Annotated in this window: 14 protein-coding genes and 1 pseudogene; 9 read left to right on the forward strand and 6 right to left on the reverse strand. The window is 69.5% G+C overall.

Annotation, left to right across the window (positions count from 1 at the left end):
* Positions 1-128 precede the first annotated feature (128 nt).
* The 4 genes from AB0M54_RS37485 (at position 129) to AB0M54_RS37500 (ending at position 3,151) form a co-directional block, all read left to right on the forward strand.
* On the forward strand, positions 129-503 hold the full coding sequence (locus AB0M54_RS37485) for a hypothetical protein (protein ID WP_364476639.1): 375 nt from the start codon (positions 129-131) through the stop codon (positions 501-503).
* A gap of 417 nt (positions 504-920) precedes the next feature.
* Positions 921-2,051, forward strand: coding sequence for a hypothetical protein (locus tag AB0M54_RS37490; RefSeq protein ID WP_364476641.1), 1,131 nt, complete (start codon positions 921-923; stop codon positions 2,049-2,051).
* Between the two features lie 498 nt (positions 2,052-2,549).
* Positions 2,550-2,915, forward strand: a complete 366-nt coding sequence (locus AB0M54_RS37495; protein ID WP_364476643.1) for a DJ-1/PfpI family protein — start codon at positions 2,550-2,552, stop codon at positions 2,913-2,915.
* Positions 2,861-3,151: a DJ-1/PfpI family protein gene (locus tag AB0M54_RS37500; protein ID WP_364476645.1), complete on the forward strand. Its 291-nt coding sequence runs from the start codon at positions 2,861-2,863 to the stop codon at positions 3,149-3,151. Before AB0M54_RS37495 ends, AB0M54_RS37500 begins: the two co-directional genes overlap by 55 nt.
* Here the strand turns inward: AB0M54_RS37500 and AB0M54_RS37505 are convergent.
* Together AB0M54_RS37505 and AB0M54_RS37510 are read right to left on the reverse strand one after the other, a co-directional pair.
* Positions 3,078-4,262: an aldehyde dehydrogenase family protein gene (locus AB0M54_RS37505; RefSeq protein ID WP_364476647.1), complete on the reverse strand. Its 1,185-nt coding sequence runs from the start codon at positions 4,260-4,262 to the stop codon at positions 3,078-3,080. The two genes, AB0M54_RS37500 and AB0M54_RS37505, sit on opposite strands and share 74 nt — an antisense overlap.
* Before the next feature lie 81 nt (positions 4,263-4,343).
* Complete coding sequence (locus AB0M54_RS37510; RefSeq protein ID WP_364476649.1) at positions 4,344-5,216, reverse strand: SDR family oxidoreductase; 873 nt, start codon at positions 5,214-5,216, stop codon at positions 4,344-4,346.
* Positions 5,217-5,328: 112 nt separating this feature from the next.
* On the opposite strand from AB0M54_RS37510, the gene AB0M54_RS37515 reads away from it, so the two are divergent.
* Positions 5,329-5,922, forward strand: coding sequence for a TetR/AcrR family transcriptional regulator (locus tag AB0M54_RS37515; RefSeq protein ID WP_364326229.1), 594 nt, complete (start codon positions 5,329-5,331; stop codon positions 5,920-5,922).
* A 223-nt stretch (positions 5,923-6,145) separates the two neighbouring features.
* A complete protein-coding gene (locus AB0M54_RS37520; protein WP_364476651.1) occupies positions 6,146-6,415 on the forward strand; it encodes a hypothetical protein in 270 nt (89 codons plus the stop codon).
* An 8-nt stretch (positions 6,416-6,423) separates the two neighbouring features.
* On the opposite strand, the gene AB0M54_RS37525 is transcribed toward AB0M54_RS37520, so the two are convergent.
* From AB0M54_RS37525 to AB0M54_RS37535, 3 genes are read right to left on the reverse strand one after another with little or no spacing between them, the layout of a single operon-like run.
* Positions 6,424-7,206: an ABC-2 family transporter protein gene (locus AB0M54_RS37525; protein WP_364476653.1), complete on the reverse strand. Its 783-nt coding sequence runs from the start codon at positions 7,204-7,206 to the stop codon at positions 6,424-6,426.
* Positions 7,207-7,209: 3 nt separating this feature from the next.
* Positions 7,210-7,980 carry an ABC-2 family transporter protein gene (locus tag AB0M54_RS37530; RefSeq protein ID WP_364476654.1) on the reverse strand — a complete coding sequence of 257 codons (771 nt, stop codon included), beginning with the start codon at positions 7,978-7,980 and terminating at the stop codon, positions 7,210-7,212.
* Positions 7,977-8,957 (reverse strand): ATP-binding cassette domain-containing protein, encoded by a 981-nt coding sequence (locus AB0M54_RS37535; RefSeq protein ID WP_364476656.1) that lies wholly within the window; start codon positions 8,955-8,957, stop codon positions 7,977-7,979. The genes AB0M54_RS37530 and AB0M54_RS37535 overlap by 4 nt, the downstream gene beginning before the upstream one ends.
* Before the next feature lie 81 nt (positions 8,958-9,038).
* Here AB0M54_RS37535 and AB0M54_RS37540 point away from each other — a divergent pair, with 81 nt between their 5' ends.
* Positions 9,039-9,767: a MerR family transcriptional regulator gene (locus AB0M54_RS37540; RefSeq protein WP_364476658.1), complete on the forward strand. Its 729-nt coding sequence runs from the start codon at positions 9,039-9,041 to the stop codon at positions 9,765-9,767.
* A 169-nt stretch (positions 9,768-9,936) separates the two neighbouring features.
* Here AB0M54_RS37540 and AB0M54_RS37545 read toward each other — a convergent pair.
* Positions 9,937-10,104 (reverse strand): annotated as a pseudogene (locus tag AB0M54_RS37545) (IS5/IS1182 family transposase); the annotation flags it as partial.
* 115 nt (positions 10,105-10,219) lie between these two features.
* Between AB0M54_RS37545 and AB0M54_RS37550 the strand changes: the two are divergent.
* Both AB0M54_RS37550 and AB0M54_RS37555 read left to right on the forward strand, forming a co-directional pair.
* Positions 10,220-11,449: a monooxygenase gene (locus AB0M54_RS37550; protein ID WP_364476659.1), complete on the forward strand. Its 1,230-nt coding sequence runs from the start codon at positions 10,220-10,222 to the stop codon at positions 11,447-11,449.
* A gap of 109 nt (positions 11,450-11,558) precedes the next feature.
* Entirely contained in the window at positions 11,559-12,998 is a 1,440-nt protein-coding gene (locus tag AB0M54_RS37555) for a serine hydrolase domain-containing protein (protein ID WP_364476661.1), read from the forward strand.
* The last annotated feature ends 23 nt before the right edge of the window (positions 12,999-13,021 follow it).

A 13,021-nucleotide genomic window follows, 5' to 3' on the forward strand; every position in this document is an offset into this window, starting at 1 on the left:
TTCCCGTTCGGCCCCGCATGATGCCACGCAGCCGCAGTCCGCGTCCATGCCACACCGGTGCGGCATAGACGCCACTACATGGACCGTCCAGGCTGTCGGTAGGGAGCCGAGACGGTAGGAGTACGCCTGTGTCATCGCCGAGCGAAGGACCACGTCTGCTCTCGCTTGCTGCCACGATCGCCCATCAGGCGGTCATGGCGATGGAGCGCGGTGAGGCAGGCACCGACGGCGCGTTGATCGTGCAGGTCATTGCGTTTGCCCGGCACAGCGCGGATCTCGGCGTACTCGATGAGGTCTTGATTGAGACCCGGGACCGGCTCAGCCGGCCCGATCGCGGTCCGGCCGACCGCGCTCGATCCACCCTGGACTGGATCGACCTGCTCTACCCGGTGCTGCTCGCCGGCCACCCCGTTCCGCCTCGGCTTGGTGCCCTGCTGGCGGCCCCTGACCCGGCAGCCGAGGCAGATGCGGCACGCCGTGAGGCGCTCGGTGAGGCTGCGTAACGACATGCAGTCACCGCGCTACGCCGGGGCGACAATGAAACTGCGCTCGCGTGGCAAAGGCTGGCGCACGAGAACGGCCACCCGCCGGCCACGGCGGTTTCCGCTCAGCAACACCCGATCATCGACCTGCCCGTTCGGCGCCGCGATCCCCGGATCGCGGCGTTGCTGAACGTGAGCGGCCTTGCCGCCGGCTACCTCTACCTGGGCCGATGGAAAAGGGCAGCGGTAGTACTCCTGGGAACTTCCCTCGTGCTCTGGTTCGCGGCTGCCCACAGCGCTTCACAGAGTCCCGGTCTCTGGCTCACGGTCGCCGCGCTCGGCATCGGCGCCGCGACCTTCGACGCGTGGCGGTTGGCCCGGCGGCAGCACGGCGTGGCCGTCCGCGGCTCGATGCCACGGCGGCCGTTGGTGACCGCAGTGGCGATGGTGCTGCTGATGGTCGCGGGGTTCGTCGGCTACCAGGCGGCCGGCCGGTCAGCTCTGGCCGATGCGCGCGCCGCGCATGCGGCGGGCGACTGCCCGGTGGCGTTGGACAGGTACGCGAGCGTCCAGTCCCGCTACGAACTCACCCTCACCTCCGTCACCGCCGTCGCTCGCGCGGACCAGCGCGAGTGCCAGGACCTGCTGGACGCCGAGGCTTCCTTGGCTCCCGAGGCGTTCGACGCGCAGCTGGACCAGTATCCGAATGGGTTGCTGGTCGCGCGGGCTCGAGCCGGTCGCGCGGAGGCGTACTGGCAACGCGGCAAGTCCTACAGCAAGCGGGCGGCCGACCTGACCGACGGGATTGAGGCGGCGAACACGCGACGCCAAGCCGTCACCGACTACCAGGTGGTCGTCACCGACCATCCAGGCACCTCCCAGGCTGCCGCAGTCCGGTCCGACCTGGACAACGCCTACGGCTCGGTGATCGCCAAAGCTCTCGGCCGGCCTTGTGACGCCCTTACGGAGCTGACATACCTCAGCACGGTGTCCCTGCCGGAGGCGAAGGCTGGGGCGGCCCGGGCCCGCGCCGCTCGTCCCGGCACGCTGTACAACTGCGCGTTGAAGGAAATCGGCAGCGGCGAGTACGACTCGGCCATCGAGCATCTGGATGAGTTCATCGCCGACTACCCGCGCGACGCCCGGGCTGCGCAGGCCCGGCAGAAGCGGATCGCCGCCGAGGTCGCCAAGGTCAAGGCCGGCGCGACCGGCGACATCGCCCCGCTGGAACGTACCGGTAACGGCCCTTCCGGCACCGCCATCGTGCAGGTGGTCAACGACTCGCCGTACGCGCTGGAGATCCTGTACAGCGGACCGGTCGCCGATCGACTTACCGTCCCGGCCTGTGCATCCTGCCAGGTGCGCTCATCGCCCCTGCTGAGTCGATACTTCGCCCCGACGTGCGGCGGTACCGGCGTGCCCGCCAGGACCGTACGGCTCAAGCCCGGCAACTACCAGGTCGTCGTCCGGGCCTCCGCCAGCGATGGCCCGAGACCGTACTCCGGATCGTGGAAGTTGGCGGGTGGAGCACGCTACGACAACTGCTACTACGCCAGCAGGGCCTTCTGAAGCGGCCCCGGTTGTCCGTTTCAGGTCACCGTGCTGCTTCGAGACGGAGAGCACTCCCGAGGTCGCCGTCGTCGTGCTCACCATGGTCGACGAGGACGCGGACGAGGCCGTCCGCCGTATGCGCACTCTGAGTGCGCACCGGTGCAGATCGTGGAGGTTCAAGTCTCCCTCTGGACACTATTTGCACCAAATGTCGGGTAAAAGCCAAGGCTTAGACCCGATTTTCGTGTCAAAGCACTGCTCGCGCCCCTTCGCGAGCGCTGACTCGCGCGACAAGCCCGCCGACCTTCCCGCTGCCCCACGATGAGGGCCGTCTCCCGGGAACCGTGCCCCCCGTGGCAACGACTGACAAGACACAGTCGTCAATGTCGGGAGTGAGTCGTGAATCGCAGAACAGTACTGACCGCCGCAGTTGGTGCCACGACCGGAGCCACGGCCGTGGGCGGGTTCACAAACCCGGCCGCCGCAGCGGCAGCGCAACCTAGCAGCGAGCGCCCGTTGCGGGTGCAGATCGTGCTGTTCGATGGGGTCGAGGAGCAGGACTTCGCAGGCCCGTACGAGGTGTTCTCCTACGCCGGCCGGCTCAGCGGCGGCGCCGCCCAGGTCGCCTTCGTCAGCGCTGCCGAGCCACGAGTCGTCACGGCAGCGTTCGGTACCCGCGTCGCTGTCGCGCAGGGTTGGTCGCCGGCCGAGGCCGATGTGATCGTCGTGCCCGGAGGCGGCTTCGGCCGCCCGGACGGGCCTGGGATCTGGGCCGAGATCAACGCCGGCTCCTGCCGGACAAACTGGCGGCCGCAGCGCGGGCCGGTGTGCTCGTCACCTCACTGTGCACCGGCACGATCCTGCTCGCAGCGGCCGGGCTGACCGCCGGCCGTCCGTGCACGACCCACCACGGCGCCAAGGCCGAGCTGGCCAAGCGGGGCGGTGTCGTCAAGGACGCCCGAGTGGTCGACGACGGTGACCTCGTCACCGCTGCGGGGATCGTTTCCGGCCTGGACCTCGCTTTGCACCTGGTGCGCCGGGAACTCAGCGCCGACCTCGCCGTAGCCATCGAGAACGTTCTGGAATACCAGGCCCGGGGCACTGTCTGGGTACGGTGACCGTACAGTCGCGGACGAGGACCTTGGCGTAGCTGGTCGCGTCGGCGACTATCTGCTCGATTCGGTCGACACTGCCGCGATCGACGACCGGGCCGAGTTCGCTCGCGGGGTCGTCGGCCGGGCCAACGCGCACCGCCTCGAACGCGCGGGTCAGGCGGTCACGGACCTCCTGGGCGACATCGCGATGCACGAGCACCCGGGAACCGGTGCAGCAGAACTGACCGTTCATCAGCGTCAGAGCCATCACAATCGTCGGCACAGCGACGTCGAGGTCGGCGTCCTCGAATACGACCAGCGGAGTCTTGCCGCCCAATTCCAATACCGCCGGCTTCAAAGCGGCGGCGCAGGCAGCGGCGATCGAACGACCGACGCCGGTACTGCCGGTGAAGGCGACGACGTCCGTGTCGCCCGAATCGACCAGGTGCACCGCACCATCGCGGTGCGACTCAGTGAACAGGTTCACTGCCCCGGCTGGGAGAGACCGGGCTTCGGCGATGACCTGAGCGAGCAAATTGTTAGTCAGAGCGGTCTGCGCCGGCAGCTTCGCAACAACGGTGCAACCGGCGGCGAGCGCCGGACCGATTGCCCGGATCGTGAGGTAGATCGGGCTGTTCCAGGGACTGATCACTGCAGCTACCCCGCGGGCCTCGGGCTCGGAGTCGATCAGCATGCCTGAGGTATTGGTGGACGCCCGACCGCCGGAATCGACGAGCGCGGAGGCGGCGGAGTGCCGCAGCATCGTCGCCGCCGCTCCGACTTCCCAGGTCGTCTCGAGGAGCCGTTTGCCGTTTTCCCACGCGAGCATCAACGCGACCTCGTGCTGCCGTGCCTCCAGCCGCTCAGCAATCTCGATCAGCGCCCGGGATCGCACCTCCGGCGTCACCGACCAATCCGTGTCGTCGAAGACCGATCGAGCTGCCTCGATCCCGGCTTGGGCCTGCTCGACTCCGCCGACGTCGTAGCGCCCAAGCACCTCACCGTTTGAGGGGTTGCGCGACTCGTCGACGGAGCCCGACCCCGACCATCGGCCGCCGATCCAGTGCAGCGCTGGCTGCTGCCGCTCAGCCGCTTTTCGCTCGTCGTGGTTTCGTTCGATCTGTGGTGTGGACATGCGTGAAGCTCCTTTGACCATGGGCGTCCCTTCGGTGACGGGACGGAGGTTTCGGATGCCTGACTGGGGCGCGGGTCGCGGTCAGGCGTGGTGCGCTGCGGTGCTCCGGTCGCCGCTCTCGGCCGGGTAGTGCTTGCGCAGGTCGGAGTTCGTCATCCGGTCGAGCAGCCGGTCAGGGAGGAAGCGGGAGGCGCGGATCAGGAAACCGGCCATGGCGCCGATGATGTAGCGGGTGCGGGGCCTGCGGTCGATCACCGCCCTGGCGATCGTCTTGGCCGCGACGTCGGAGGTCACGCCGGCTTTGGTGAATGCGGCGACGTGGGAGGGCAACCCCTGCACCAGGGCGCCGTAGCGGGCGTTCTGCTCCGGTGTCATGCCGGCGCTGAGCCGGCTCAGTCTGGCGAGGCCGGTACCGGCCATCTCGGTTTTGACGCCGCCCGGTTCGACGACGACCACCTGCACGCCGTCAGGGGCCAACTCGTTGCGCAGTGCGTCGCTCACGGCTTCCATCGCGTGCTTGCTGGCGGCGTACGGGCCGTAGCCGGCCATGGAGAGTTTGCCGTTCACCGAACTGATGTTGACGATGCGGCCCTTGCTGCGCAGCAGCGCAGGTAGCAGGGCTTGGGTGACGGCGATATGGCCGAAGAGGTTCACCTCGAAGATGCGCCGCCACTCGTCGAGCGGCGTGACTTCGATCGGGCCGGCGGCGGGGATGCCGGCGTTGTTGACCAGCGCCCGCAACGGCCGCCGTTGCGGGTCGCCGTCGACGCGGGCCACCAGCGCCGCGAGGTGTTGCTGGTTGGTGATGTCCAGGATCACCGGCTCGATGCCCGCGGCGCGGAGAGCCGCGCCGTCGCTGTCACGCCGGACCCCGGCGAGGACGTGGAAGCCGCGGCGAGCCAGTTCGCGTGCGGTGGCTGCGCCCATCCCGGTTGATGCGCCGGTCACGATCACGAGTTCCAAATTTTCGGTTGACGTTGTCATGAGAACTACGGTCACAGGTTCGGATGACATTGTCAAGTCAGTCGGGTGACTCCGTCATCTGAGCTGCGGTACCATGCCCGGTGTGACCAGTCGCGCCGAATCCGCTGCCGCCACGCGCCGAGCCTTGATCGAAGCGGCGGCCGAGCTTCTCGATCTCGGGGGCCTCGATGCCGTGACGCTTCGGGCGGTCGGGGCACGTGCCGGGGTGACCCGCGGAGCGCCTTACACCCATTTCGCCGACAAGGAGAGCCTGCTGATCGAGATCGGGACGCGAGCATGGGAGCGGCTCGCGGATCAGTCGGCGGCTCTACGTGCGAACACCGGCATGTCATCCGCCGACAAACTCGGCAGTCTCGTCACCGCGTTCCTCGACCTCGGCCGCAGACAGCCCCACCTCTACCGGCTGATGTACAGCAACCCGGCCGGCGACCCGACCGCCATGGCCCGTGCTGCCCAGCGCAGCCAAGACGAGTTCCTGGCGATCGTCGCCGACCTGGTCGGCGAGCAGAACGCTCGCCGATACGGAGCCCTCCTCATCGGCACCGTGAACGGGATCACCGGCATGGAGGTCAGCAACCAGCTCGCTGACCCGAAGTGGGGCGTCAAGGCAGAAGAACTCGTCAACACCCTCATCGACATGATCGCCAACGTGAATCAGCGCGCAGACAAAGGTTGAAGGACTGACATTGGCTTCGTTCATGGCGGTTCGGGTCAAGGTCATGACAGCGCATCCGGCAAAGCGCAGCCACGTCGATGAACCTCGTGACCGTCGCCAGGCCGGGCCGAGCTCCGACACGAAATAGGTTGATGCCGCACGCCGGATCTCGTTGACCCGGGGCAGCTCAGCAACCTCCGGCGAGACCGTAGTCTGTGCGGACTCGGCGTTCTACGCCAAAACCGTGATCAACACCTGCTTACTGACCTGCGACTTCCGCGGTCGGCTTCGTCAGCTCACGGCGATCGTGAAGGCCGCCCAGGGCCCGGCGCCGCAAACGGCGTTCCCCGCGATCAGCCATGACGTGGTGACCTGTTCCTGCTTCAGCCTCGCCGCCTCGCGGCAGCGCCTCAGCTTCGTCCCGAGCCAGCGGCGCCGCAGCACGGGTCCCTCGTCGCCGGCCAACCGGACCTCAGGAAAGCTCGACCTGCCGGGGCCGGTGTTCGAGATCTGACAGCGTGTTCAGCTTGTCGCGCCCGTGTAGCGGCGCAGGCCCAGGCGCCAGGCCGTGGCGGCCAGGGCCGTCGCGGTGGCCGCGGCCACAGCGGCAGTGAGCAGGGCGGCCGGCTGGGGTCCTCGCAGCAGCGCGGCGGCGGGTGTCGTCGCGATCAGGGCGAGCGGGATGACGTAGGTGAGCAGCAGCCGGAGCGGGCGGCGGTAGATGCCGACCGGGTAGCGGGCCAGCTGCCAGATGGCGTTGTAGAAGACGTCGAGCTCGAGCCGCGGCGCCCAGAAGGCCAGGCAGGCGAGCAGCACGCCGAGGGCCCAGGTGACGGCGGCACCGGCCAGCACCAGCAGCAGCCACGCCGCGACGCCGAGGGGGCTGGGCGGGTGGCCGTACACGCCGAGACCGAGGACGCCGAGGCCGAGCACCGCCTGGACGAGGGCGAGGGGGGCCGCGGTGGCGAGGCTGGCGAGGAAGAGGCTGGGTGCGGGCTGCAGCAGGTAGGTGTCGAGGGTGCCCTCGCGGATGCCGCGGCTGGGGAACCAGGCCAGATTGGGATCGAGGAACGCGGCCTTGACGCCGGTGAGCAACTCGTAGGTGCCGACGAGCATGAACGTCTCGGGACGGGTCCAGCCGGCCAGGTGGTCGGTGTGGGTGAAGACAAGCAGCACGGTCGCGAGCGAGGACAGCAGTCCGGCGACGGCGAGCGCGACGTCGAAGAGCAGGTTCGTGCGAAAGGTCAGGGTACGCCGCAGCGACATCGAGAAGCCGGCGGCGAACAGGCGGGCGAGTTTCCGCACGGGTCACGCGCCGACGACGGTGTAGCGACGGGCGCCGGAGCGCCACACCACGGCGGCGAGCACGGTGAACGCCGCGATCCAGGCCAGGCCGCGGCCGAGGGCGGCGACGGCGGCCGGCCCGGTGACCGCGCCGATTGCGATGTCGGCGGGCAGGCCCAGCATGGCGTGGAAGGGCAGCGCCTGCGCGACCGTGCGCCACGGACCGGGCAGCAGGGAGACGGGAGCGACGGCCCCGCCGAGCAGGGCCATCAGCATCCCGCCGAAGGTGACGACGGCGTGCACCCGTTCGGTCCAGAAGGCGGTGAGCGCGAGGATCCAGGTGTACAGGAACCGCAGGACGGCCGCGCCCGCCAGCGCGGGCAGTGCGAGCAGCAGGTCCGCCGGGCGGTAGGTGGCGCCGAGCAGGAACCCGGCCAGCACGGCCGGAGGCAGCCCGAACAGCGCCATCCAGAGCCGGATGGCCAGGTTCTCGCCGATCGGGCCGATGACGACGGGCTGCGGCCGGAGCAGTTCGTGGCTGACGGTGCCCTGGTAGACGGTCTCGGAGAAGGTGTGGTTCTCGTACGACGCGGTCATGATCTGCACGGCGATCAGCGCGGCGAAGTAGGAGACAACGCGCGGGTCGCCCGGGAACACGGCCGACCACACGAACAGGCCGGCCAGCGGGACGAGGGACTCGTTGGCGACCAGCGTGATCGTGAACCACCAGGTGCCCGACCAGTCCAGGAACTGGCGGCGCACGCGCAGTGCGGTCAGCCGGAGGATCCGCCTCACGCCAGGCCGTCGCGGTAGGCGCGGTCGATGACGTTCTCCAGCGGCGGCTCCTCGACCGCCAGGTCCGCCACGTCCAGGCTGGTCAGCAGGGCGGCGGTGACACGGGCGACCCGCTCCCGCGGCACCCGCAGCACCCACCTGCCGTCGGCGTGCTCCACGATCTCGCCGGCCGCGGCGAAATCGGGTCTCGTCGCGCCGGCCGCGCTGACCCGGACCAGCTTGTACGGCGTCAGGCGGGCGGCCAGCTCACGCAGCGGCCCGTCGTAGCGCACCCGGCCGTGGTCGATGAGGATCAGCCGGCGGCACAGTGACTCGACGTCGGCCATGTAGTGGCTGGTGAGCAGGATCGTGGCGCCGGTCTGGGCGGCGTGCCCGGCGAGGAAGCGGCGGATCACGGCGGTGGCGGTCACGTCGAGGCCCAGGGTCGGCTCGTCGAGGAACAGCACCCGCGGCCGGTAGAGCAGGGCCAGCGCGAGGCCGGTGCGCATCCGCTCGCCGAGGCTGAGCGCCCGCAGCTGGCGCTCCAGCAGCGGCCCGAGGTCGAGCAGGCCGGTCAGCTCGGCCAAGGTCTGCCGGTAGTCGCCGGGCGCGACGTCGTAGAGCAGCCGCTGGTAGTCGAGCGCGTCGAGCACGGTCAGCTCCTGCGACCCGCCGACCGGCTGGCTGCCGCGGATCAGGGCGATCTGCTTCAGGAACGGCGCCTTGCGCTGCCCGGGGGTGAAGCCGAGCACGCGCAGCTCGCCCGAGGTGGGATGGAGCAGGCCGGAGAGCATCTTCAAGGTGGTGGTCTTGCCGGCGCCGTTGGGCCCGATGAACCCGACGACCTCGCCGGGCGCGATCTCGAAGGACACCTGCCGGACGGCGTCGACGTCGCGGTACCGGCGGCGCACCACGGACGCGAGCGCGGCGGCCAGGCCGCCGGCCCGGACCGGCACCCGGTACCGCATGGTCAGGTCTTCTGCGACGACGACAGCCACACCCCACCTCCAGGCATTGAAAGCTATCATTGAACCTCCGCTTGATGGTTCTGTCGCGAAGGGTGCCGGGTGACCTCAGCAATGACCGGAAAAGACTCCAATGCTGGTGGAAGGCTACGGATCACCGAGCTGGCCCGGGCGAGCGGCCTGTCGGTCCAACAGATCCGCAATTACGTCGAGTTGGGGCTGCTGCCGCCCACCAAGCGCGCCGCCAACGGCTACCGCATCTTCACCGCCGCGCACGCCGAGGCGCTCCGCACCGCACGCACCCTCATGGCCGGCTACGGCTGGCAGACCGCGCTGACCGTGCTGCGCGCCGTCCACGCAGGCGATCTGCCCACGGCCTTGGCCACCGTCGACCGGAGCCACGCCGCGCTCGCCGAGGAACGCACGCAGGTGGCGGAGACGCTGGAGGCGTTCGACGGCGAGCTACCCCCACGGCTACGCGTGCAACGCCCGCTGCACATCGGCGACGCCGCCGCGACTGCCGGGGTACGGCCGTCCACGCTGCGGCTGTGGGAGCGGCGAGGCCTGCTCTCGCCGGGCCGCGAACGCGGCACCGGCTACCGCGTCTACGACCACGCCCAGTTGATCCGGGCCCGGATCATCACCATGCTGCGCCGCTCCCGGTACTCCGTCGCGGCCGTCCACGAGGTCATGGCCGCCATGATCGCCGGCGATCCGGCCCGCACCCGCACGGCGCTCACCGCCCGCCAGCGCGAACTCGACCAGGCAAGCCTCCACCGCCTTCGCGCGACCGCCGCACTCCACAACTACCTCGAGTCAAACCCTCTTGCGAGTACGGCGTAGAGCAGTCCCGTGGCGCACGGCCGGCTCACTGCCCGGTCACCTCCGTCACCGGGCTGCCGAGTTGTCCCGTCGCCCGGCCCGGACTCGCGGGCTCCGCCCGTCCTCGCCCGCGGCCGACCAGGCGCCGATCCGGGAGTCGCCCGCAGGCCGGTCGAGCGGGTCGGCGGCGCCAGCAGATAAGAGCGCAGCCGAGTTTGAGCAGGGTTTCGTGGATGTCGGCGCGGATCTCCCGGCGGATGCGTGGGCGGCGGAGCCAGTGCAGCAGAGCGAAGCTCTGCTCGACGACCCAGCGCAGCCTGCCCAGCCCGGACCCGTGCTCGGCGCCGCGACGGGCGATGCACCCGATTGAGTTAGGAGTTCCAAGCGGCAGCGCCGCATTAACGGTTATCTAAGGTTCGCTCGGTATGAACTGCGTCAGATAAGCGATGTAACCCATATGTAGGAGTTTATTGATGGCAGTACATGCAGAGCCGTCCGGGCAAGCGTGGAGGTTCGGGGCGGCCGCCATGGCGCTGGCGACGGCGTTCGCTGTCGCCGCCTGCGGATCGGACGCCGACAACAGTGCGGCGCCCGCCGCGCCTCCCGCGGCCGGCTCGCACGGCGCGCACGCGGGCGGGTCGATGGGCCCACCGCAGCCGCTGCGCGCCGGCGAGCGGTTCGCCGACCTGAAGATGCCCGAGGCATACACGCCCGCACCGCCGGAGGGTGGCGGCACGGACGAGTACCGGTGCCAGGTGATCGATCCGGGCCTGACCAAGGCACAGTTCCTGACCGGGACCCAGGTCATGCCGGAGAACATCGCCCTCGCGCACCACGCCATCGTGTACGCGGTGCGGCCGGACAAAGCTGCCCTGGTGCGCGAGCACGACGCGAAGACCCCCGGTATCGGCTGGCAGTGTTTCGGCGGGACCGGCGTGAAGGGCGCCGACGTGGAGGACGACGAACCGGGCGCGGCGTGGGTGGACACCTGGGCGCCGGGCGCCACGGAGACGCTGCTCGACCAGGACGTCGGCTTCAAGCTGGAGCCGGGCGGCCTGGTCGTTCTCCAGATGCACTACAACCTGCTCGCGACCGACGGCAAGCCGGGCGGGTCGGACCGCACGGCGGTGCGGCTGCGGCTGACCGACGGCACGCCGAAGACCCGGGAACTCGAGACGTGGTCGCTCGACGCGCCGACGGAGCTGCCCTGCGCCACCGACGAGTCGGGTCCGCTCTGCGACCGGGCGGCCTCGATCGCGGACGTGACGAAGCGGTTCGGGGCGGACGTCGGCGGAATGGCGGACGAGCAGGTGGAGGAGTGCAGCGGGGGTAAGCCGAAGCCCGGTAACACCCAGACCTGCGACCACGAGGTGGAGGCGCCGGCGACGCTGTTCGCCGGTTTCGGCCACATGCACATGCTCGGGCGGGCCTTGAAGGTCGAACTCAACCCGGGCACGCCGAAGGCCAAGGTGGTGCTGGACGTGCCGCAGTTCGACTTCGACAACCAGCGGCTGGTGAAGCTGCCGGCGCCGGTGGAGGTTGGTCCGGGGGACACGCTGCGGACGACGTGTACGCACGACGCGGGGCTGCGCAAGCAAGTGCCGCAGCTGAAGAAGCTGCCGCCGCGCTACGTAGTGTGGGGCGACGGCACCAGCGACGAGATGTGCATTGGCATCATGGCGGTCTCCCCTCGCGCGTCCTGACGAAGCGTCGAACGTGTGTGAGCTCACTGAGGCTGACTGAAAGACAGCTCTGAGCTCACACACGTCCGCACTGAACTCACACCCCGTGCGGCGTCGTGGCGGTCGGTCGGTGACGTGGGAGACGCCGGCGCGACAACGACTCAGGTCGGCGCAGATCGGTCGGAACTATTCCGCCGGAAGCAACAACCAAGAGTCCGTAGAACTCAGTCCAGATCGCGTGGGTGTCCACGAGGGAGGCCGGATGCCGCCGGAAGTGGCGATCTCGGTGCCCACCGCCACCCACCCTTGCCGCGAAGGAACGTATGCCATGCCCGCTGTTCTCACGCCCCGCGCCACGAAGGCGGCGACTCTCCCCCGCTTCGGGCGCGCTGCCCTCGCGCTGACCGTCGCTGCCACACTTGTCGGCGCCGGCACGACTCCCGCACCCGCCGCCGGGCCGTCCCCTGATCCCACCATGCGCGACGTCGCCAGCCAGGTGCTGGACAGCGGGGTGCCCGGATATGCCGCACGAGTCGACGACGGCCGACGCACAACCGTCACCGCCGCGGGGGTGGCGGACCGGGCCACCGGACGACCGATGACCGGCCGCGATCAATTCGAGATCGGCAGCGTCACCAAGGCTTTCACCGCAACGCTCGTGCTGCAACAGGTCGACCGCGCGCGAGTCGACCTCGACGCTCCCATCGATCGTTACCTGCCAGGCGTCGTGCCCGGCGGCAGCGAGATCACGGTGCGGATGCTGCTCAACCACACCAGCGGCCTGTTCCAGTACGTCGCTGACCCCGGCTACTTCACCCGGATGGAACAAGACCCCTATCACGTTGCCACCGAGCGGGAACTGCTCGACATCGCCTTCGCCCATGGGCCCGAGTTCCCACCCGGGCAAGGTTGGAGCTACTCCAACACCAATTACATCCTGCTCGGTATGCTGCTGCGGAAGGTGACCGGCAGGACCATGCCTGACCTCGTTCGCCGGCACATCGCCGTCCCTCTCGGCCTCACGCGTACCTACTACCCCGACCCGTACGCCAGAATTACCGGCCCCGGGTACGCCCACGGCTATTCCGTCTCGTTCGGCGATCCCGCTCCCACCTATGTAGACGTGTCCGACCGGCCGCTCGGCGGTTGGGCCGGAGCCGGCGGCGCAATCATCTCCACCCCCGACGAGGTGTCCCGCTTCCTGTCCGCGGTGCTGCGTGGCCAGCTGTTCTCATCGGCGGCGCTGACCCAGATGAAGACCACAGTCCCACTCCCGGACGAGGTCGGGGTTCAGGGCGGCTACGGCCTCGGCCTGTTCCGTCTCGACACGGTGTGCGGCACCGTCTGGGCCCACGCCGGCACCACCAGAGGCCATCAGACCAGAGCCACCGCCACCGAGGACGGCAAACGCACCGCCGTCGCCGATATCACCGCCACCCCCGGCATCACCGCGACACCCGGAGGCCAAACCCGCTACGCCCAGGTCGTACCCGCCGCCGACACCGCCCTCACCTGCCGGATGCTCAATCGCCCGGTTCCCCCCACCGTGACTCGATCGCTCACCAGCTGAACCTGGATCGGTCGACCGGAAGG

The organism is Actinoplanes sp. NPDC051470, from assembly GCF_040682035.1.
In the GTDB taxonomy this organism is placed as follows: Bacteria; Actinomycetota; Actinomycetes; order Mycobacteriales; family Micromonosporaceae; genus Actinoplanes.